This is a genomic window from Vibrio mediterranei (assembly GCF_900088415.1).
GTDB classification, from domain to species: Bacteria; Pseudomonadota; Gammaproteobacteria; order Enterobacterales; family Vibrionaceae; genus Vibrio; species Vibrio mediterranei.
Window position 1 is genome coordinate 36,249 of record NZ_FLLQ01000011.1, and the last position, 22,494, is coordinate 58,742.

Below are 22,494 nucleotides of genomic sequence, written 5' to 3' on the forward strand. Positions count from 1 at the left end.
CACCGTCATCCGCTGGTAGCGTGGGGCTATAAAGTGCGGGGACGTGTATGTGAGAGACGAAAATTCATATGGTAGAGGTCTATTTTCAAATCAACGACTGGGTTCTCAGTGTTGATGAAAATAAGCTGTATCGACAAGATAGGGAAGTCTCTGTTGAACCACGCTTAATCAATCTATTACATTTCTTAGCCGAACACTCTGGCCAAGTCTACTGTCGCGATGAACTAATTCGTTACGTTTGGGACGGCGCCATTGTCACTGATCAGGTTGTGACTCAGTCTGTGTTTGAACTGCGAAAAATCCTCCGAGATGGTCGTGAAGAGAATCTGCATTATGTCGGAACGGTGCCCAAACGTGGCTACAAACTAGTGGCTGCCGTCACACCAATGACGCCAGAGCAATTTCTTCAATATCGATCTTCTTCTATTGCCCCTGCAAGTTCGGAGACGTTAACGTTACACTCTAAATCCGATCCAATAGTTGCGGAGAGTGACACCGATACTCAGGAAGCGATCGCTTTTCCGGCTGCGCCATTGACTCGAGCTCTGTACCAGAAGCAGAAGGCAACGCGAAGTAAAAAGCCCAAACGCCTGTTAAGTCCATGGCGTTTAGGGGTTATCAACGCAATTTGGATTGGTATTTTGGTGGCCGCGATTGGCATTTTTACCTACCAGCAGTCGGAAGTGAGCATAACTCAGGTTATCGATACGCATCTTATCGAGTTTGAGTTTCAAGATGGTATCCGCAGCTTGGGGCGCAGTTATGAACTGGCGGATGGTTTTGCTCAAAAGTTGATGTCGGATATTACTCAAGTCAGTGGCTATCGGGTGATGCTGCATAAAACGGCATTCAAAACGGGAATTGTCCCCGGTAAAACTGTACTGGTAAGAGTGGATGAAGACGATGGCCGCGACTTTCTTGAATTGGAATATCGAGATAACTCCTCCGAAAAAGTGTTGTTTAGCCGTCAATATGCCTTAGCCGACAAGCATTTGAAATCTGTACTCAAACAAAGCTCCTTAGATTTGATGCGAGTGCTTAATGTAGCCAATGCTGAGCAACGTGCGGTGACCATGATGGCTGGAGTACCTAGTGACCCTGAAGCACTAGGGTTGTTTATTCGTGCTAACCATTATTTGAATATGTCTGATGTTAGGCAGTTCCAATATGGCATTGATTTGTTGGAAAAGGTGGTAGAGCAAGAGCCGGATAACGCCTATGTACAGTCTGAATTGCTGGCCGCCTATTATGTTAGAAGTGCTTTAGACGAGAGCAGCCCTTTAACCCAAGAGAAGTTAGGCAAACTCAGTGGTGCGCTAAAACAATACCTTGCGACATCGAATGGACCGATACAACCGCGTATCTACGAGGCACTGTCTTTACATGAAACCATGGTGGGAGACCAAGAGCAGGCCGCCGCCTACCTGAACCAAGCGCTTCAACTTCGTGATTCTGTGTTGGCTTATATCATTAAAGGTAAGCACGCTGAGTTATCAGGGGATGTGGATAGTGCAAGTGAGGCCTACAGTGAAGCCTTCTATATTGATACGTCCGTAGAAACCTACTTGTTGTGCGAAAATCTGATTTTTTATAGCAATCTAAAACAGATTGACCACGCCATGTATCGTGCAGTTCATCCTTCTGTTGTCCGACTTATCTAATCCTTGTTGAGCGCGTAGAGAATCAGTAGCGCGCCCATACTCAAATACTCGCCCTCCTTATTGGAGGGCGTTTTTGTATCTGGCATAGGGCTGTCTTGATATCAGGAAAGTACGTTTTTGGTGATAAAGGCTCACCTTGATATTTTTAGAATGGTTTAGCTTGGTAGTTTATTTTGCCTATCTCATTGTTTTTTAACGGTTTAATTTTATTTTTGATAAGGTTTATATCAAGGTTGAACGTTTCTAGCTAATGGTTTTATTGATAACTTCAGATTGATTTCTTTGCTTGAAATTGGGCGTAACCTGCATCTCGAAAATTCACGAGGTGTTGCTCAACCTTCTTACGGTGACATCTCGAATCGGCTTCAGTTTGAACGCATGACGTTCAAGTAGAACTAATTTGGAGATGTTATGTCATCGAATACAAAGAAAATCGGCCTCATTGCCTGTACTGGTGTTGTGGCGGGTAACATGATGGGCAGTGGTATTGCGTTGTTACCATCGAGCCTGGCGGCTGTGGGTTCCATTTCACTCTATAGCTGGGTGATATGTATTGTTGGTGCGTTGAGCCTTGCATTTGTGTTTGCACGTTTGGCAACGAAGAACCCTCAAGAGGGGGGACCTATCGCGTATGCCGGTGAAATTTCTCCTGTATTTGGCTTCCAAACCGGAGTGCTCTATTACCACGCAAACTGGATCGGTAATTTAGCGATTGCAATTACAGGTGTTTCTTATCTTTCGGTCTTTTTCCCAGTCTTAAACAACCCAATTCCCGCCGGCATCGCGACGATTGCCTCGGTCTGGGTATTTACTATGGTGAACTTGCTTGGTGGTAGTTGGGTTAGCCGCTTATGTACATTGGGGCTTGTGCTTATCCTCATCCCTGTGCTCGGTACCGCGTTATTCGGTTGGACGCACTTTGAACCTGCATTATACAGCCAAAACTGGAATGTCTCTGCGGGCAGTGATAGTCACGCTGTTATCGCGGCGGTATTGATTTGTCTATGGTCTTTTGTTGGTGTTGAATCAGCAGCGGTGTCCTCCGGTATGGTGGATAACCCAAAACGTACTGTTCCACTAGCAACCATGTTAGGGACCGCTATTGCTGGTGTGATTTACATTGTGTCGACTCAAATGATCAGCGGTATGTTCCCTGCTTCTGAAGTTGCTGCATCTGGTGCACCGTTTGCACTAGCTACCACAGAGATCTTTGGTCACTGGACTGCGCCTTTCGTTGCCGCTTTCACTGCACTGGCCTGTTTTACCTCTTTGGGTTCTTGGATGATGTTGGTGGGTGAAGCCGGTAAACGGGCGGCCAATGATGGCAACTTCCCGAAAATTTATGGTGAAGTCGATAAAAATGGTGTTCCTAGAAAAGGTCTCATTCTCGCTTCAATCAAAATGACAGCGTTAATGTGTGTATTGATGGTGTTCAGTTCAAAAACTGCTCATGCGGCAGACCTATTTAATCAACTGACGACTGATGCCGTATTGCTCACTATGCTGCCTTACTTCTACTCCAGCATTAACTTGATTCGTTTTGAAGGTATGACGACTCGCAATGGTTTCGTGATGTTCTTCTCTGGTATCGCATGCTTGTTCTGCATGGTGGCATTAGCAGGAGCAGAAGGAACAACATTAACAGCCACCTTCATCATGTCACTCATCATCTTGATGTTCTACAGCAAAAAAGCGGGCTTAGCTCAGTACATGGAGCAACACCCTAACGAGCTGTCTTCGCAACAAGCGAGTCACTAATTCTTCGCTGGTGCGAAGTGCACCAGCCCATTTATTCCTAGGCGCTCTATTTACTCACTGTCTTTGGCAGGGAGCGCCCTCATTCACCTTGGAGATGTCCAAATGAATATTTTCGCAATCCTTAATCACATGGGTGTGTTCTTCAAAGAAGAGCCTGTTCGTCAACTGCACGCTGCGCTAGAAAAAGCAGGTTATGACGTAGTTTACCCAGTTGACGACAAAGACCTAATTAAACTGATTGAAATGAATCCCCGCGTCTGTGGTGTGCTGTTTGACTGGGATAAATACTCGCTCAATCTTTGTGAGCGCATCAGCGCAGTAAATGAGAAGCTGCCAGTACATGCATTTGCTAATGACCAATCTACATTGGATATTTCACTGACGGATCTGCGTTTAAATGTCAGCTTCTTTGAGTACGCTTTAGGTATGGCGGACGATATTGTCATCAAAGTGAACCAAGCAACGGAAGCGTATAAAAACGCTATCATGCCGCCATTCACTAAAGCGTTATTTAAATATGTCGAAGAAGGAAAATACACTTTCTGTACTCCAGGACATATGGGAGGCACGGCATTCCAAAAAAGCCCTGCGGGAAGTATTTTCTACGACTTCTATGGACCAAATACCTTCAAGGCCGATGTCTCAATCTCTATGCCTGAACTAGGATCGTTACTTGATCATTCTGGTCCGCACAAAGAAGCGGAAGAGTATATCGCGAGAACATTTAACGCGGATAGTTCTTACATTGTGACTAACGGTACATCGACATCGAACAAAATCGTTGGTATGTACTCAGCGCCAGCGGGCAGTACTGTACTTGTGGATCGTAACTGTCATAAGTCACTAACTCATTTAATGATGATGAGCGACGTGACACCGATTTACTTCCGTCCAACTCGCAATGCTTACGGTATTCTTGGGGGGATTCCACAACGCGAGTTTAGCCGTGAGGTTATTGCTAACAAAGTAGCAAATACTGAAGGGGCTAGCGCACCGACCTATGCGGTAGTCACTAACTCAACGTATGATGGTCTACTTTACAATACCCAGTTCATCAAAGAGTCTTTGGATTGTAAGCACATTCATTTTGACAGTGCTTGGGTGCCTTACACTAATTTCAACGCTATTTATAATGGCAAGTGTGGCATGAGCGGTGAAGCAATGCCGGGTAAAGTGTTCTATGAGACACAATCGACTCACAAATTGTTGGCAGCCTTCTCTCAAGCTTCCATGATTCACATTAAAGGTGAGTTTGATAAAGCTTCTTTCAATGAGGCATTTATGATGCACACCTCAACCTCACCACAATACGGTATTGTGGCATCAACAGAAACGGCAGCGGCAATGATGCGTGGTAATACAGGGCGTAAGTTGATGCAAGACTCTATCGACCGAGCGATTCGTTTCCGTAAAGAGATCAAACGCCTTAGAGGTGAAAGTGAAGGCTGGTTCTTCGATGTATGGCAGCCTGACAACATCGACACAACAGAATGCTGGAAATTGGATCCTAAAGAGACATGGCATGGATTTAAAGATCTAGACGATGACCACATGTACTTAGATCCAATCAAAATCACGCTATTGACTCCGGGTATGAGTAAGTCTGGTGAGATGGAATCAACCGGTATTCCGGCTTCCCTAGTTGCTAAATACCTTGACGAACGCGGTATCGTGGTGGAGAAAACAGGCCCATACAATTTGTTGTTCTTGTTCTCCATTGGTATCGATAAATCTAAAGCAATGCAACTGCTGCGCGGTTTAACCGAGTTTAAACGCGGTTTCGACCTTAACCTAACCATACGTACTATGTTGCCGTCACTATACCAAGAAGACCCTCATTTCTATGAAGGCAAACGCATCCAAGAGGTGGCTCAGGGTATTCATGAGCTAACAATGAAATACCAATTACCAGAATTGATGTACAAAGCATTCGATGTTCTGCCTGAAATGAAAGTCACACCACATGCGGCTTGGCAACAAGAGCTACGTGGTCAAATTGAGGAGATTAACTTAAAAGAGATGGTGGGTCGTGTCAGTGCTAATATGATCTTACCTTATCCTCCAGGTGTGCCACTTGTGTTACCGGGTGAAATGGTGACTGATAGTTCACGTCCTGTGTTGGATTTCTTGGAAATGCTGTGTGAAATCGGCGCGCATTACCCAGGCTTTGAGACTGATATTCACGGTGTTTATCGTCAGAAAGATGGCTGCTATACCGTTAAAGTATTGAAAGACCAATAAATAGATTGATTAGGGCGTCTGATGTCGTTTTGCATGCTCCATCTTGATGCACTCATCCTAGAGAGTGGCCGCTACCCCGATTGACGACCGCTTAATAAAAAAGGCGAACAGCGTGACTGTTCGCCTTTTTTATTCTTAGTACTTAAGGCTAAGAGACTTTAAAGGTGCTTATACCAGAACTGAGTTGATGGCCGTTTTCCATTAACCGCTCACTGGCTTGAGCCAGTTTTTGAGCTTCTAGAGCTGACTGATTACCGTGATCAGCAATTTGTGTTAAGTTCTGGCTAATTTCGTCAGTCGCCAAGGTTTGCTGTGAACTGGCTTCAGCGATTTGCTGATTCAGCGCAACGATAGCGTTCACTTGGGTGTCAATCTCTTGCAGCGCGAGCTTGGCGTTGCTCGCTTGTTCTAATGTTTTTTGTGACTGTTGCTGAGTTTGGGTCATCGATTGACTTACTTGCGCCGCTTGATTTTGCAACTTTTGAATAATCAGTTCGATTTCGTCCGTGCTGCTTTGAGTGCGAGTGGCCAATGTACGAACTTCATCTGCAACCACCGCAAAGCCTCGACCCTGCTCTCCCGCACGAGCTGCTTCGATAGCAGCATTGAGCGCGAGCAAATTGGTTTGTTCAGCCACGCCACGAATCACCTCTAAGACAGCCCCTACCTGTTGGGTGTCACTCGCCAGTAGCTTGATGTTGTTATCCGTTTCTGTAAGACGCTCTGAGAGGGACTGCATGTATGACGCGGCAAGTTCTATCACTTCACTACCTTGCTGTCCTTGTTCACTGGCTAAAGTGGCGGCATGAGCGGCATGCTGAGCAGAGTTGGCCACTTCTTGGTTACTGGCATGCAACTCGTTCATAGCGGACGCTACGGTATCCACAGCTTGCTGTTGCTGCTGTGATTGACTAGCCCCGTTTTGTGCTACAGCGTTAAGGGAAATAGCAGCTTGGGTGATGTTGTCGGTTACCGGCTTAATATCGCTAATGATATGTTCCAACTTATGTGTGAAGCGGTTAAATGCAGCGGCAATATGGCTTAATTCATCATTGCCTTGCTCTGGTAGTTTCTTCGATAGATCGCCGTCACCGCTGGCAATCTCTGTCAGTGCCTCTAATGTTTCACGGCAAGGTTTCGCAATACTACGGCTGATGAGGGTGGCACATGCCAACATAAAGCCCAATGCAATCAAGACGGTTATCAAGACTTTCTGTATGGCTTGCCAGACTTGCGCTTGAACATCATCGACATAGACACCAGTACCGATAATCCATCCCCAAGGCTTAAAGGTCTTGATATAAGAGACTTTTTCTACGGGTGTTTCTGAACCAGGTTTAGGCCAGAGATAAGGTACAAAACCCGCTTGTTGTTGTTTTGCAACTTGCACCATCTCAACAAACAGTTTTTTACCACTGGGATCGGCAATTTGACTAAGGTTTTGCCCGTTTAGTTGGGGCTTGATAGGGTGCATGACCATGGTGGGGGTAAGATCGTTAATCCAAAAATAATCGTTCCCTTCATAACGAAGACTCTGAATCGCTTTAGCGGCCGCTGCTTGAGCCTGCTGTTGACTCAACTTACCGGACAATTGTTGCTGGTGGTAATGGTCGACAAGCGTGTAGGCACTCTCAACTAAGTGGCGAGTTTTAGTTTTCTTTGCCGCTATCAGGGACTGTTGATAATCAACTAGGGCGAGAACGAGCGGGACCATCAGCGTGATGGAGACAATCGCTATCAGTAGATAGAGACGAGTTTGAATAGTGCTACGGCGCAAAAATGAGGCATTCATCCTAAGAACTCCTTTTTCTTATAGGTGAACACATTACCAACAGGGCAGTTGGCATGCTGACTTTCATTGTTTGTTATTGTGTGGCCAGTCTGACAAGGTTTTGTGGTTATTGTGTGTTCTACGATACGTGATGGTGAAACATCCGGCTATTCCCTAATGGTCTAAGATTTGACCCAAGTTCCGTTTTATCGAATGCAATATGGCTGATAACAGCAGAGTTGTGATCTACAGACAATAAAAAAGCCAGAGCTAGGCTCTGGCTTTTTCACAAAAACAATCACAATGGATTAGTTCATGCCGTATTTCTTAAGTTTCTTACGAAGAGTACCGCGGTTGATACCCATCATAGTTGCTGCGCGAGTTTGGTTACCGCGAGTGTACTGCATGATGGTGTCTAGTAGCGGCTGTTCTACTTCCGCTAGAACTAGTTCATACAATTCAGTGACGTCTTGACCATTTAATTGAGCAAGGTAGTTCTTTAGAGACGCTTTTACAGAGTCGCGTAGAGGCTTCTGTGTGATCTGGTCTTGAGATGTTACTGTAGTAACTGTCAATGGTTCTGAAGTCAAATTTTGTTCGAACATAATCGGTTTAGCTCTTCTCGTAATTATGATGCAACGTTTTCAAAATAGCCTTGCAATGCGTTTAGCTGCTCATTAGCCGCTTCAATCGCGTTGAAGGCACGGCGGAACTCACTGGCTTGTTCATGCTCTTTTAAATACCAGCCAACATGCTTACGAGCGATGCGTGGACCTAAATATTCACCATAAAACTGATGAAGTGCCTGAACATGACCTAGCAAAATGCCTTGTACGTCCTCGGTGGGACGCTCTGGCATCAGTGTACCGTTTTCCAAATAGTGTTGGATTTCCTCAAAAATCCATGGCCGTCCTTGGGCCGGACGTCCAATCATCAAAGCGTCTGCACCGGTATAATCCAGTACGAATTTCGCTTTCTCTGGGCTATCGATATCACCGTTAGCAATAACCGGTATAGAGATAGCGTTTTTAACCGCTTTGATGCTGTCGTATTCTGCCTCGCCTTTGTACATACAAGTTCTAGTTCGACCGTGAAGGGCGAGTGCTTGTATGCCGCAGTCTTCGGCTAGTTTTGCAATTTGGACACAGTTCTTATTGTCTGTATCCCAGCCTGTACGGGTTTTCAATGTCACAGGGACATCTACGGCATCAACCACAGTACGCAGAATATCTTCGATAATGTCTGGGTACTTAAGCAGAGCTGAGCCCGCGAGCTTTTTATTCACTTTTTTAGCAGGGCAACCCATGTTGATGTCGATGATTTGCGCACCGTTCTCAACACTGAATTGTGCCGCCTCAGCCATAAGCTTGGGATCGGCACCTGCTATTTGCACCGAGCGAATACCAGATTCACCCTCGTGCACCATGCGTTGCTGTGACTTAGCTGTTTTCCACAGTTTCGGGTTGGATGACATCATTTCACTGACCGCCATTCCCGCACCGTAACGAAGGCACAACTCTCGAAACGGTCTATCCGTAACACCCGCCATAGGCGCCACAATCAGATTGTTCTTAAGTTGGTATTGTCCGATTCTCAAAACATTGCCACAGGTTTACACAAGCAAGGGCGCGCATTTTACGCATTTTTTCGGTGCGTGAAAAGACTAATATTTGAGCATTTACAATTTGTTTCTGCAAATTGCCTGATTTTCAGGCGTTTAGTGGTAAAACTATTCTGTATCAACAAAAAAAAGCAGTGCGTTAGCAAGCTAACGCACTGCTTTGTAAATAATAATGGTTACTTTTTACCCGAGATTCGGCACCATTCATTGAGCTCAACGATTGGGTCGATAGTCATCTCATCACGGTAATAGTTCGCAACATCTTCTGCTTGGGTGTCTAACACGCCAGACATGGCAAGTTGGCCACCTTCTTTCACTAAGCCTTTAATGATGCCAGATAGGTCACGAAGAGGACCCGCAAGAATATTGGCAACGACCACATCGGCAATTAAGCCTTCCGGTTGGTTTTGTGGTAGGAATAGCTCCAATTGGTCAGCAACGCCATTGCGCTCAGCGTTATCTTTCGATGCGGTTAGAGCTTGAGGATCGATGTCGATCCCGATTACTTTTTCTGCACCAAGCTTGATCGCGGCGATTGCTAGGATCCCAGAGCCACAACCAAAGTCGATAACGGTTTTACCAGCAAGGTCTAAAGATTCAAGCCACTCAAGACACAGAGCTGTAGTAGGGTGCGTGCCTGTGCCAAAAGCCAAACCAGGGTCTAGCATCACATTTACGGCATCTGGCTCTGGAACATCGCGCCAGCTTGGGCAAATCCACAAGCGTTCGCCAAACTTCATTGGGTGGAAGTTTTCCATCCACTCACGCTCCCAATCTTTGTCTTCGAGCTGTTCAACTTTATGAGCAAAGCCCTCAGCGAGCATGTTTGACGCAGTTATTTGGGTCAAAATAAGCTTGGTGTCTGCTTCTGCATCGTACAGGGCTACGATGTCAGTATCGCCCCACAGACGAGTTTCGCCAGGTAACGGCTCAAAAACAGGGGTATCATGTGCATCTAGGAAGGTGACGGATAGAGCGCCAGTTTCTTCCATCAACATATCGCCGATTTGTTCAGCGTTTTCGTTGGTTGCATTTAGTTTGATTTGAATCCAAGGCATGAGTTGGGTCCTTGCTTGACGAATTTTGCGCAGAGTGTAGCAGATTCGCGTTAAGTGAGCATAAAAAAACCCACCGTAGTGGGTTTTTAGTATTTTTAGAAAGGGCTTAGCTCATGCCAAGCTTTTTCTCTAGGTAATGAATGTTGGCACCACCGTGTTGGAAGTTCTCATCATTCATAATCGATTCTTGAAGTGTGATATTAGTTTTAATACCTTCTACAATCATCTCACCCAGTGCGTTCTTCATACGAGCAATGGCAACATCGCGGTTCTCACCAAAAGTGATTAGCTTACCGATCATTGAGTCGTAGTGAGGAGGCACAGTGTAGCCAGTGTAGATATGAGATTCCCAACGTACACCCATACCACCTGGCGCGTGGAAACGCGTGATAGTACCTGGACATGGTAAGAAACGCTCAGGATCTTCCGCATTGATACGACACTCGATAGCGTGGCCACGAAGTTTGATGTCATCTTGAGTGAAAGACAGTGGTTGGCCTGCAGCAACACGAAGCTGCTCTTTGATTAGGTCTACGCCCGTTACCATTTCTGTTACTGGGTGCTCTACCTGAATACGAGTGTTCATTTCGATGAAGTAGAACTCACCGTTTTCGTATAGGAATTCGAACGTACCTGCACCACGGTAACCAATTTCAATACATGCACGAGTACAACGCTCACCGATGTACTTACGCATTTCTTCTGTAATGCCTGGAGCTGGAGCTTCTTCCACTACTTTTTGGTGACGACGCTGCATAGAACAGTCGCGCTCACCTAGGTGAATTGCGCCACCTTGGCCATCAGCAATCACTTGAACTTCAACGTGACGTGGATTTTCTAGGAATTTCTCCATGTAAACCATATCATTGTTGAAAGCGGCTTTTGCTTCTGCACGTGTCATAGCGATAGCTTCAATAAGCTCACCTTCGCTACGAACAACACGCATACCACGACCACCGCCGCCACCAGAGGCTTTGATGATGACTGGGTAGCCAATGCGCTTAGCGTGCGCTTTGTTCTTTGTTTCGTCGTCGTCTAAAGGACCATCAGAACCAGGCACGCAAGGAACACCCGCCTTCTTCATCGAGTTGATTGCCGAAACTTTGTCACCCATCAGGCGAATCGTTTCTGCTTTCGGACCAACAAAAATGAAACCACTACGCTCTACTTGTTCAGCAAAGTCAGCATTCTCAGATAGGAAACCATAACCCGGGTGGATAGCAACGGCACCAGTCACTTCCGCTGCACTAATGATGCGTGGGATATTTAGGTAGCTATCGATGCCGCGTGCAGGACCAATACAAATGGTTTCGTCTGCTAGTAGAACGTGCTTAAGATCGCGGTCAGCCGTTGAGTGAACAGCAACCGTTTTGATACCTAGCTCTTTACATGCTCGCAGAATACGTAGTGCAATTTCACCACGGTTCGCGATTACTAATTTATCTAACATAATGAGCGCTCTCTATTATTCGATAATTACTAGAGCTTGATCGAACTCAACAGGTTGGCCATCTTCAACAAGGATTGCTGCAATCACACCAGACTTGTCTGCTTCGATTTGGTTCATCATTTTCATCGCTTCAACGATACATAGAGTATCGCCAGCGTTAACTTGTTGGCCTACTTTTACAAATGGTTTCGCATCTGGACTTGGAGCGCTGTAGAACGTACCAACCATTGGAGAAAGAACTTGGTGACCCGCAGGAGCTGCTGGCTCGTCTGCTGATGCTGCTGGCGCTGCCGCCGCAGGAGCTGCTGCAGGTGCCGGTGCTGCCGCTGGAGCAGGTGCTGCTGCGTATTGAACTGGTGCTGGTGCTGCACTGACCGGACTGTTACGGCTGATACGTACCGATTCTTCACCTTCAGAAATTTCTAGCTCTGCAATGCCAGATTCTTCTACAAGTTCAATTAGCTTTTTAATTTTACGAATATCCATGTTTCTTTCTCTTTATCTTGTGAGTAAGACGGCCTCAAATATTGAGCCGTAGAGTATTTGGTTATTTTGCTTTCAGGGCTTTAATGGCAGCTGAAAGCGCAAATTCATAGCCTTGCGAACCCAATCCGCAGATAACACCTTGGGCAACATCAGACAAATAAGAATGATGACGGAATGTTTCTCGGGCATGAACGTTAGATAAGTGCACTTCAATAAATGGGATTGAAACACCCAGTAATGCATCACGTAGTGCAACACTCGTGTGCGTAAAAGCAGCAGGGTTAATAATGATAAAATCAGTATTACCATGCGCAGCATGGATGGCTTCAATCAGTTCATATTCACGATTTGACTGGAGATGGGACAATTCAATATCCGCAAGTGATGCTTGATCAGTTAAGTTATCAACGATTTGCGCTAGTGTTTCATTTCCATAATGACCAGGTTCTCTTAGACCTAAGAGGTTAAGATTTGGTCCATTTAAAACTAGAATTCGTGACTTTGCTGCCATAATGTCGCCATCTTCGGTTAACGTGAAATAAACGTGATTTATTTCAAGTCTACATAAAAAAATGAGGGTATGAAAAGCTCATAACCATCATATTTTTAAAAATTGACCAAGATTATAGCTAATTCACAGCATTTAGCAGCAATTTACTGGTCTAATCACCTCTTGTCTGTCAGAAAAATTGCAACACAGAGCACATTTTGACGTCACCTTGATAAATCCTGATACAAAAAAACCGCCCGAAAAGCGGGCGGTTTGTTGATTAAGTGTCAAATAAGTTAAGCAAGTTCGGCTTTTTCCGCAATCAGCTTATCTACGACGCTTGGATCTGCCAAGGTCGAGGTATCACCAAGGTTGCTAGTATCACCAGTCGCAATTTTGCGTAGGATACGACGCATGATTTTACCTGAACGAGTTTTAGGTAACGAGTCAGTCCAATGAAGTACATCTGGTGTAGCGATTGGGCCAATCTCTTTTCTCACCCAATCTTTCACTTCTTTATGCAGTTCTGCCGATGGGAATTCACCGTCATTAAGAGTGATATAAGCGTAAATCGCCTGACCTTTAATATCGTGTGGGATACCAACAATGGCCGCTTCAGCAATTTTATCGAAGGCAACTAAAGCGGATTCAATTTCGGCGGTACCCATACGGTGGCCTGAGACGTTCAGCACATCATCGACACGACCAGTAATCCAGTAATAGCCATCTTCGTCGCGACGAGCACCATCACCAGTAAAGTACATGCCTTTAAATGTAGAGAAGTAAGTTTGCTCAAAGCGATCATGGTCACCATAAACCGTGCGCATCTGACCTGGCCATGAATCTAGAATGACAAGGTTACCTTCGGTAGCACCGTCAATAACATTGCCCATGTTGTCTACCAGAGCAGGTTGAACACCAAAGAATGGACGTGTTGCTGAGCCAGGTTTAAGTTCGGTTGCCCCTGGTAATGGGGTAATAAGAATGCCACCCGTCTCAGTCTGCCACCATGTATCGACGATTGGTGATTTCTCATTGCCGATGGTCTTGTAATACCATTCCCAGGCTTCTGGGTTAATAGGTTCACCAACCGAGCCCATAATGCGCAGACTATCGCGAGTCGTGCCTTTGACAGCTTCATCACCTTTAGCCATTAATGCGCGGATTGCTGTTGGAGCGGTATAAAGAATATTAACCTGATGCTTATCAACTACTTCGCTCATACGACTTGTGTCAGGATAGTTTGGGACACCTTCGAATAGAATCGTTTTAGCCCCGTTTGCCAGTGGTCCATAAACCAAATAAGTATGGCCAGTGATCCAACCTACATCAGCGGTACACCAGAAGGTTTCACCTGGTTGATAATCGAAAACGTATTTAAAGGTCATGGTGGCGTATACGAGATAACCACCAGTAGTATGAAGTACACCTTTTGGCTTACCAGTAGAGCCAGAGGTGTACAGAATAAACAGCGGATCTTCCGCTTTCATCTCTTCTGGAGGACAAACGTCAGAAGCTTGTGCTGTCGCTTCATGCCACCAAACGTCGCGGTGCTCGTGCCATTCGACATCGCCTCCGGTGCGTTTTAGCACCATCACTTTGCTAATGGTTTTTACATCTGGATTGGTCAGTGCTTCATCGACATTTTTCTTAAGTGGAACTGCACGTCCACCACGTACTCCTTCGTCTGCCGTAATAACGACCTTGGCATCGGAGTCGATAATGCGTCCAGAGAGTGCTTCAGGCGAGAAACCACCGAATACCACCGTATGAACTGCACCAATACGAGTACAAGCTAACATAGCGATGGCGGCTTCTGGCACCATTGGCATATAGAGGCAGACGACGTCGCCTTTGTGAACTCCTTGAGCTTTTAATGCATTAGAGAACTTACACACTTCTTTATGAAGCTCGTTGAAAGTTAGAGTCTTGTCATCTTCTGGGTTGTCGCCTTCCCAAATAATGGCAACCTCATCACCTTTATCCGCTAAGTGACGATCGATACAGTTGGCAGATACGTTCAGGGTGCCATCTTCAAACCAGCGAATATCAACGTGTCCAGTGTCGAATGAGGTTTGCTTTACTTTGGTAAATGGCTTAATCCAATCAACGATTTTTCCATGCTCACCCCAGAAGGCTTCAGGATCGCTGACGGATTGTTGGTACATGGATAGGTAAGTGTCGTCATCCGCGTGAGTGTTTGTTTTAATATTTTCTTTTACCGGATAAACATGAACTTCACTCATTGCTTCTCTCCTTGTGAATTGAGCTTTTTTGACTAGGGCTGAACTAGATCGTGTATTAACTCTCGGCTAGATTGCGGTATTCAGCAATTAGACTTTAGGCTTAGTATAGGAAAGACAAACAAAATTAATGACTTACAAGCCTGCGTTAATGAGAGCTAAGTCGCATTCTGACCGATTAGCATAATTAGCTCTGTGGGCGAAAGGGTGGAAGTGAGCCTCGAGTCAGCTTGAGATAGACCATGGCGGCGGCTTTAGCGTCTTCCAATGCGTCATGTTTGTGATAATTAGGAATCTGCAAATGTCGACAGATTGCCTCCAAACTTAGATCGAAGTAACCATTGGGAAGCAGCTTGAGTAGTTTATCATTGTAGATCTGACTAACTTCAATGAGCTCATTGGGTAGGGGGAACCCAAGGTGTTTTTTAGCTGCGCGATCAAGAATCTTCTTATCATAACGGATGTGATAGCCTACTAAAGGTCGATTACCAATAAAGTTCAGCAGTGCTGACATCGCTTGCTTTTCGCTAATGCCGTGTTTGAGCTCATCGTGAGTAATATGGTGAATCTTCACCGAGTCTTCTCCTAGCGATTTGGGTGCAGACAAACGTACTTCAAATGGGTCACTGGTGATTATCCGGTTATCAATAATTTTAGTTGCGGCGATGGTGACAATCTCTGCCACACTTGGGTCTAAGCTTGTCGTCTCACAATCCAAGGACACATACTCATTGTGTTTGGGGCGAGCAAACAAGTGCCGATGTGGCGAGTGGCGCAAATGATAGCGCCAATAGGCTCTTGAGATAATATTCATGGTACTGCCTTGCTCCGCTGAAATTAGTGACGTATTTGGTAGTGATATCCCAGCCACTGTTTAAATTTTTTCACGATATGGAATCCATGTCGTAGTAAGTCTCGCTCTGGTCTCTCTAAATCATTAAGTTGAATGGCATTGCTAATATCGTGATGAGATAGCTGCTGCTGCAGTCTGAGTTTAAAGAAATGCTTGAGCGCTTCGGCCAAATTTTCTGCGGTGGAGGTTTCCAGTACTCGCTTACTGACCAGTTGTTCGATGCGATCAAAGGTGTTGGTTTCGTTGATACCATACTCAAGACTGATGGCACGCACCCCATGAACTATTGGGAAGATACCGCCTTGTTTAAGATCCACACCTTGTTTTGATGATTTAACATTACCAAACAAAGTCAGAGGCACTGCAAAGTTGAGGGCTGGGCGAGTGAATTCGGTAAGGATTGCTTCTTGACCTTCCATCTGCTGTTGCAAATGTTGCTTAACTGGTGTTAACAATTCAGCGTTTCCTGCGACAGCTCTGGCGTCGGCCAGAATCGCGATTTCCATGACACTTTCACTACTAGCGCTACTCACGAGTTGTTCTATGCGCTGTTTCCATTCGCTGGTGGTGTTGACCCAATGAGCATTGCTGACCATCACATTGCCAGGGCAAAGTGGGTAACCTAACCTGGCTAGTGTATGGTTTAACTCCTTGAGCGCGCTGTCTTTATTAGGCCAATCAATACCATCTTCTAAGATAAGCGCGTTATCCTGGTCAGTTTTTAGAATCTGTTCTCCACGACCTTCTGAGCCCATGACGATAAGACAGCAGTGACCGTGCATCGCAGGTGGCAGAATAAGCTCAAACGCGCGCTCAATGATTTGCTCGTTGATAGCAGAAACCAGTTCCATCATAAATCGAGTTCGGATTCCGTTAGTCACGAGACTATCTACCAGTTGCTGCTGTCGATTAGATGCTAACGCCAACTCATCAACATTGTTGGCTCTGGCGATACTGAGTGACAGCACATGCGAGTGTGTAGAGAAAGCACTGAGGATTTGAGTCATATCGAGCATGCCCACCGCTTTCTTCCCTTCGCATACCATTAGTCGTTTTACCCGTTGTCGAGTCATAGTCACCATTGCATTGAAAAGGAACTCTTCTTTGTCGACTTGGTGGACTGGAAAAGTAGCAATCTCACTGATTGGAGTGGTGCTAGGTAGGTTTTCTAGCACTACGGCATGGAGCATATTGGTGCGAGTGACTATGCCGTAAGGCAGGGTATTAGGGTGGCGCTGCTGAGTGTCAGTATCCAGATTCAGTTCAATTAATGCCGCGTCGACACCATGATTGAGCAACTGCTGAGTGACGTCAGTAATGGTTAAGCCTGGCCCTAGAATTAACGGAGGGTGGTAGATGTCTTCGTCGACTTTGGTCAAGATGAACTCAGCAAGGTTTTGTTGCTTCTGTGCTTCTTCTATTAACTGCTGACGGGTGGCTAAACTGGTATCAAAGTAGGCCGCAAACTGCCCGTTACTATGATAAAGAGATAAGAACACCTCTTTAGGTAACAAGTAAACTAAGGTGTCCTCTAAAGCGACATAATTGTGTTTCACGCTATCGCCCAGTAATGCACGGACGTCAAAGAGATCATCATAGGTATAGTGGGCAAATACTTCTTGGTTGTGTTCATCGCGCTCTTCGACAGAGCCTTTAATAATAATATGTAAACTGTCGCTGGGTGACCCGGCACGCAGCATGACGTCCTTATCTCGAAAATACGCGACATCTAAGGCTGTTCTTAGCTGATTTTGTTGCTGTTCGGTGAGTCTGTCGAAAGGAGGTGACGACATATTGAATTTATCAGGCATAAAAACGAGCTCCGTAACCGTGGCTATGCTGATAGTCTGGCAAAATTAACGACAAGCTCCAGACGACTTTAGTCGAATATTGGCCACGTAATATTTAGGGCATTTTGATATGAGGAAATTCATTTCTATAAACAATTCCCTTTTTTGCAAACGTTTCGCATTGCATAATGGGCGCGATCTTATTCAGAGCGTCTCTTTGCTCTCTTTCCTGTCGATGTTTTAGGTTGCAGCTATGTTGAGTCCATCCCCATTTGCTTGGGTATCCCAATATTTATTTGGTTTCTTTTTTGCCTACGGTGTTTATCTGCCTTTTTGGGCGTTATGGTTTGAAGATCAAGGGGTATCTGCAGCTGATGTCGGTATGTTGATGGGATTAGGCTTTGCGACTCGCTGCGTTGCAAACCTATTGATTACCCCACGAATTCATAAAGCAGAAAGTCTGTTACCAGCACTACGCTGGGCAACGTTAGCGTGCACCATTTTTGTCGCTGCTCACCTAGCAGCAGGCCCAAGTTTTATGATGCTAGCCTTGGTCACAGTTCTGTTTAACCTCAGCTTTGGCCCGGTTGTGCCTTTATCCGATGCGATGGCTAACCACTATGCGAACCGCAGTATGTTGGATTATGGCCGTACCCGACTTTGGGGCTCTATTGCCTTTATAGCGGGTTCTTCTGTGGTGGGTTATTTAGCCTCACAGTTTGGCGCGAATATGATTGTTTACACCGCGATTGCGGGTTTCGTGTTCTCGATGCTGTTGGTGATGCGTAGTCCAGCGACTATGCCAGTTTCTCAACATGAAGATGATGCGGTTAGGCCAAAGCTGACATTACTGTTAAAAGATTGGTCGGTGATACGCTTTTTGGTGCTTATTGCGCTTATTCAGGGAAGCCATGCGGCTTATTACAGCTTTAGCTCTATTTATTGGAAGGAAGCAGGGCACCCAGAAAGCCTAATCGGCTATTTGTGGAGCCTAGGTGTGGTATCGGAAGTGCTATTGTTCGCTTTCAGTAAGAAATGGTTTGCAGGATGGTCGCTACGCACTCTGTTTGTTATTTCTTCTGTTGGTGTCATGGTTCGTTGGGGGTTGACGGCTTCAACGACCGCCGTTGGGGCACTTGTCGTTATCCAGTTACTGCATGGTGTGACGTTCGCAATCGCTCATATTGCTGCCATTCAATATATCCAAAAGTCTGATGCTAACAAGATGGTGGCATTGCAGGCCCTGTATAACGCCATCCCATTAGGTGCATTTATTGCGTTGATGATGGCCGTCAGTGGCTGGGGCTACGAACTGTGGGGAGCCAACGTTTTCTGGGGGATGGCGGCGATGGGCTTCTTCGCACTGTTTATTAAAGTTGAGCCGAAAAACAAAGGTGTGCGAGATATCAATGAAAATTCTCAGCCTGAGCCACAGAATTGAGGCTGAACATTTGTGAAAATTAGTGATAGCCCTTTAAATAATAGTTAAGGAATTTAAAGGGATATCACAACATGCAAGGATGGGTAGTCGTCCCCGTTTCACTGGCGTATTTGGGGATTTTGTTTCTTATTGCGTGGTATGGAGACAGACAAAAGAAATGGTTGTCTAACTGGCGACCTTGGGTGTATAGCCTGTCTATTGCTGTGTATTGTACTTCGTGGACCTTTTACGGAACCGTTGGTCAAGCCAGCTCCAATCCTTGGGCATTTCTACCCATTTATATCGCCCCCATTATCGTCTTCACATTAGGCTGGCGTGTTATTGCTCGCCTTATTTTGATAGCAAAGCGCGAACACATTACTTCAATCGCGGATTTTATTGCCGCACGATATGGCAAGTCTCAAGGCTTAGCGGTAGTGGTGACGCTGATTGCGGTAGCCGGCATCTTGCCTTACATAGCATTACAGCTTCGCGGTATTACGATGGGATTGGATGTCGTCGCACCGAATCTAGCGGATGAACTGGGCTATCAAGATAATCATATTTCGTGGTTTGTTGTTGGTGCGCTAGCAATTTTTACCATGCTGTTCGGCACTCGCCATATCGATAATACCGAGCACCATCGCGGCATGATGATGGCTGTTGCTTTTGAATCAATTATCAAATTGGTAGCATTCCTCGTTGTTGGCTTTTTCATTCTTTACTTGGCATGGCAACGCCCAGATATCCATCTTGGTGAACTGGCATCGAATACCTATCAATCCCCTAATATTCCTACCTTGCTAATTCATACCGGCCTGACCATGATGGCGATCGTGTGTCTGCCGCGTCAGTTCCACACGATTGTAGTGGAGAATGAGCGCGCCCAAGATTTACATACCGCAAGGTGGTTGTTCCCCGCGTATTTGGTCCTGATGGGGATATTTGTGTTGCCAATTGCTTGGGTAGGACAAGGCTTATTGATGGGAACATCTCCAGATACCTTTGTCATCAGTATTCCTAAATTTGCAGAGGCGAACAACATCGCCTTATTGGCGTTTTTAGGAGGCACATCTGCCGCCAGTGGTATGGTGATTGTGTCTACCATTGCATTGGCAATTATGGTGTCGAATGATCTGGTGATGCCATTATTGCTGCGCCGAATTAAACTGGCGCACCGCTCACACCGTCATTTATCCGGTCTGCTGCTTATAATTCGTCGAGCACTCATTTGCTTGCTGTTGTTTGGCGCTTGGGCGTTTTATCAGGCGCTGGACACAATACACTCGCTATCGGCGATTGGCTTTTTGTCATTTTCGGCTATTACCCAGTTTGCACCTGCTTTGATAGGGGGGATGTATTGGCGTCTTGGCAATCGAAAAGGGGTGTATGTCGGACTGTTTGTTGGATTCGCCATTTGGCTGATCACCCTGATGAGTGAAACCGGGCTTTTAGCTGGCGATGCGACCAATAACTTACTTTTACGAGTGATTACGCCGCCCGATATTCTCTCATCTCTGCATATTGAAAGCTCTGACTGGGGCATGCTGATTAGCGTCGTGTTGAATGCTATTTGCTTTGTAGTGATTTCACTGGCCACTCGTTCAAGCCTAACAGAAAGACTGCAATCGGCTTCGTTTGTTGGTACGCCACTTCCTGAAAGTGAGAATCTCAGCTTATATCAAAGCCGAGTCACAGTGGCTGAACTGGAGATGCTTGCTTCTCGGTTTGTTGGCAGAACCAGAGTCAGAAGTGCATTTCGACAGTTTTGGAAGCAGCAGGAAAAGCAGCCTTTACCCAATCAGCAAGCCTCAGCAGAGCTAATTCGTCATACCGAACGTGTTTTAGCTGGGGTGTTTGGTGCGTCATCGGCCAAATTGGTGTTAACGTCGGCCTTGCAGGGACGAAATATGCAGCTTGAGGAAGTGGCAACCATTGTTGATGAAGCGTCGGAGCTTTATCACTTTAGTCGTGGCTTGTTGCAAGGGGCAATTGAACATATTGGACAAGGCATAGCGGTAGTAGACAAACAGCTTCGGTTGGTAGCGTGGAACCGTCGATACCTCGAGCTATTCAGCTTTCCTGCTGGATTAATCCAGGTCGGCAGACCCATTGCTGATGTCATTCGTCACAATGCACAACAAGGCCTATGTGGGCCAGGTGATCCTAATGAGCACGTTCGCAAACGTATTCATTATCTGGAACAAGGCTCTCCTCATACGTCGTCTCGAGTGCGTCCCGATGGTAGCGTGATCGAAGTTCAAGGTAACCCTATGCCCGGCGGCGGTTTTGTTATGAGCTTTACTGATATTACGGTATTTAGAGAAGCGGAAAGTGCATTACGTGATGCGAATGAGCGGCTTGAAGAGCGGGTGATTGAACGAACGCAAGAGCTCGAACAGCTCAACAAACGATTGGTGTTTGCCACCAAAAAGTCTGAATCGGAATCGCAATCAAAAATGCGTTTTCTAGCTGCGGTGAGCCATGACTTAATGCAGCCATTAAATGCAGCTCGTTTGTTTGCCTCTTCTTTATCGGAGGCAAGCAAGGATGATGAAACACGCCAACTCTCTTCTCATATCGAGAGTGCATTGGGAGCCGCAGAGGAGTTGATTGGCGATTTGCTGGATATTTCACGCCTTGAGTCTGGGAAGTTGCAGACTAACGTGCGCGGGTTTCAATTGTCGGAAGTCTTTAACAACCTGAAAGCGGAATTTAGTGCTATCTCTATCGGTCAACAGATTGATTTCTCGGTTGTCTCTTCATCGCTCATTGTAAAGTCTGATCCAAAATTGCTGCGCCGCGTGTTACAAAACTTCCTCACTAATGCGTTTCGTTATAACCCAGAAGGTAAGGTGCTGTTAGGTGCAAGAAGAGTTAACGGGCGAGTAAGAATTGATGTCTGGGATGATGGCATTGGTATTCCTGAAGACAAGCAAAAAGAGATCTTTAATGAGTTTACTCGGGTAGATCAAGCACGCGCGGATCAAGGCCTTGGGCTAGGGCTTGCGATATCACGTGGTATTGCAAGAGTGCTTAATCACCAGATATCGATGCGCTCGTGGCCGGATAGAGGAAGCGTCTTCTCGATAACTCTGGATGTGGCGACTGAAGTGGCTCCTGTTGCCGACAAAGCTAAATTGGCGCCAGACGCGGGGCTAAGTCATCTCAAAGTGCTATGCGTGGATAACGAACCCGACATCTTAGTCGGGATGCAAACCTTACTAGCTCGGTGGGGTTGTGATGTTCGTACCGCGTTGGATCTGGTTGCGAGTCTTAAGCACTTAGAAGAGGGGTGGGAGCCTGATGTCATTCTATCGGATTACCGATTAGACAATGGACGTACTGGGCTGGAAGTGCTTCAACAGTTTAGGTTACGTATCGGTGATTCATTTAATGGCGTTATTATTAGTGCCGACAGAACGGACTCTATGCTTGAAGGCATTAAGTCGAATGGCTTCAAGTTTATTGCTAAACCTGTTAAGCCATTAAAGTTGAGAGCTATATTAAGTCAATAAAATGTCAGAGAAAATGTAATTGTTATGGTTATGTTTTCTCTTTTTCTATGTCTTTACTAAATATGTTGTTGTCTTTACCTTCGTTGACAGACTCTTTACAAATGACTCGGTAATCTAGACACCACTCACAGAGA

The 22,494-nt window shown here is 45.8% G+C and carries 15 protein-coding genes; 5 read left to right on the plus strand and 10 right to left on the minus strand.

Annotation, left to right across the window (positions count from 1 at the left end; genetic code table 11):
- Positions 1–68 precede the first annotated feature (68 nt).
- The 3 genes from cadC (at position 69) to VME0621_RS22770 (ending at position 5,660) form a co-directional block, all read left to right on the plus strand.
- Entirely contained in the window at positions 69–1,661 is a 1,593-nt protein-coding gene (gene cadC, locus VME0621_RS22760; protein ID WP_062461653.1) for a lysine decarboxylation/transport transcriptional activator CadC, read from the plus strand.
- Between the two features lie 411 nt (positions 1,662–2,072).
- Positions 2,073–3,419, plus strand: coding sequence for a cadaverine/lysine antiporter (cadB, locus tag VME0621_RS22765; RefSeq protein WP_062461656.1), 1,347 nt, complete (start codon positions 2,073–2,075; stop codon positions 3,417–3,419).
- A 102-nt stretch (positions 3,420–3,521) separates the two neighbouring features.
- Positions 3,522–5,660 (plus strand): lysine decarboxylase CadA, encoded by a 2,139-nt coding sequence (locus VME0621_RS22770; protein WP_062461660.1) that lies wholly within the window; start codon positions 3,522–3,524, stop codon positions 5,658–5,660.
- A gap of 148 nt (positions 5,661–5,808) precedes the next feature.
- Here the strand turns inward: VME0621_RS22770 and VME0621_RS22775 are convergent, their stop codons facing one another.
- From VME0621_RS22775 to VME0621_RS22820, 10 genes are all read right to left on the minus strand, one after another.
- Entirely contained in the window at positions 5,809–7,452 is a 1,644-nt protein-coding gene (locus tag VME0621_RS22775; protein ID WP_062461663.1) for a methyl-accepting chemotaxis protein, read from the minus strand.
- A 287-nt stretch (positions 7,453–7,739) separates the two neighbouring features.
- The gene (gene fis, locus VME0621_RS22780) at positions 7,740–8,036 is read right to left on the minus strand and encodes a DNA-binding transcriptional regulator Fis (RefSeq protein ID WP_006073423.1); all 297 of its coding nucleotides are present in this window, start codon (positions 8,034–8,036) and stop codon (positions 7,740–7,742) included.
- A 23-nt stretch (positions 8,037–8,059) separates the two neighbouring features.
- Positions 8,060–9,028: a tRNA dihydrouridine synthase DusB gene (dusB, locus tag VME0621_RS22785; RefSeq protein ID WP_031494196.1), complete on the minus strand. Its 969-nt coding sequence runs from the start codon at positions 9,026–9,028 to the stop codon at positions 8,060–8,062.
- Between the two features lie 200 nt (positions 9,029–9,228).
- Positions 9,229–10,110: a 50S ribosomal protein L11 methyltransferase gene (gene prmA / locus VME0621_RS22790; RefSeq protein WP_062461666.1), complete on the minus strand. Its 882-nt coding sequence runs from the start codon at positions 10,108–10,110 to the stop codon at positions 9,229–9,231.
- Between the two features lie 106 nt (positions 10,111–10,216).
- Positions 10,217–11,560, minus strand: coding sequence for an acetyl-CoA carboxylase biotin carboxylase subunit (accC, locus tag VME0621_RS22795; RefSeq protein WP_038223863.1), 1,344 nt, complete (start codon positions 11,558–11,560; stop codon positions 10,217–10,219).
- Between the two features lie 15 nt (positions 11,561–11,575).
- On the minus strand, positions 11,576–12,046 hold the full coding sequence (gene accB / locus VME0621_RS22800; protein ID WP_006073430.1) for an acetyl-CoA carboxylase biotin carboxyl carrier protein: 471 nt from the start codon (positions 12,044–12,046) through the stop codon (positions 11,576–11,578).
- Positions 12,047–12,107: 61 nt separating this feature from the next.
- On the minus strand, positions 12,108–12,557 hold the full coding sequence (gene aroQ, locus VME0621_RS22805) for a type II 3-dehydroquinate dehydratase (protein WP_006073432.1): 450 nt from the start codon (positions 12,555–12,557) through the stop codon (positions 12,108–12,110).
- A 275-nt stretch (positions 12,558–12,832) separates the two neighbouring features.
- Positions 12,833–14,782: an acetate--CoA ligase gene (gene acs, locus VME0621_RS22810; RefSeq protein WP_006073433.1), complete on the minus strand. Its 1,950-nt coding sequence runs from the start codon at positions 14,780–14,782 to the stop codon at positions 12,833–12,835.
- A gap of 184 nt (positions 14,783–14,966) precedes the next feature.
- Positions 14,967–15,593 carry a 3'-5' exonuclease gene (locus VME0621_RS22815; RefSeq protein WP_038222766.1) on the minus strand — a complete coding sequence of 209 codons (627 nt, stop codon included), beginning with the start codon at positions 15,591–15,593 and terminating at the stop codon, positions 14,967–14,969.
- Positions 15,594–15,616: 23 nt separating this feature from the next.
- Positions 15,617–17,443 carry a putative nucleotidyltransferase substrate binding domain-containing protein gene (locus tag VME0621_RS22820; protein ID WP_062461669.1) on the minus strand — a complete coding sequence of 609 codons (1,827 nt, stop codon included), beginning with the start codon at positions 17,441–17,443 and terminating at the stop codon, positions 15,617–15,619.
- Between the two features lie 232 nt (positions 17,444–17,675).
- On the opposite strand from VME0621_RS22820, the gene VME0621_RS22825 reads away from it, so the two are divergent.
- Together VME0621_RS22825 and VME0621_RS22830 are read left to right on the plus strand one after the other, a co-directional pair.
- Positions 17,676–18,863 (plus strand): 3-phenylpropionate MFS transporter, encoded by a 1,188-nt coding sequence (locus VME0621_RS22825; RefSeq protein ID WP_006073437.1) that lies wholly within the window; start codon positions 17,676–17,678, stop codon positions 18,861–18,863.
- Between the two features lie 71 nt (positions 18,864–18,934).
- On the plus strand, positions 18,935–22,360 hold the full coding sequence (locus tag VME0621_RS22830) for a hybrid sensor histidine kinase/response regulator (RefSeq protein WP_062461672.1): 3,426 nt from the start codon (positions 18,935–18,937) through the stop codon (positions 22,358–22,360).
- Positions 22,361–22,494: the final 134 nt, after the last annotated feature.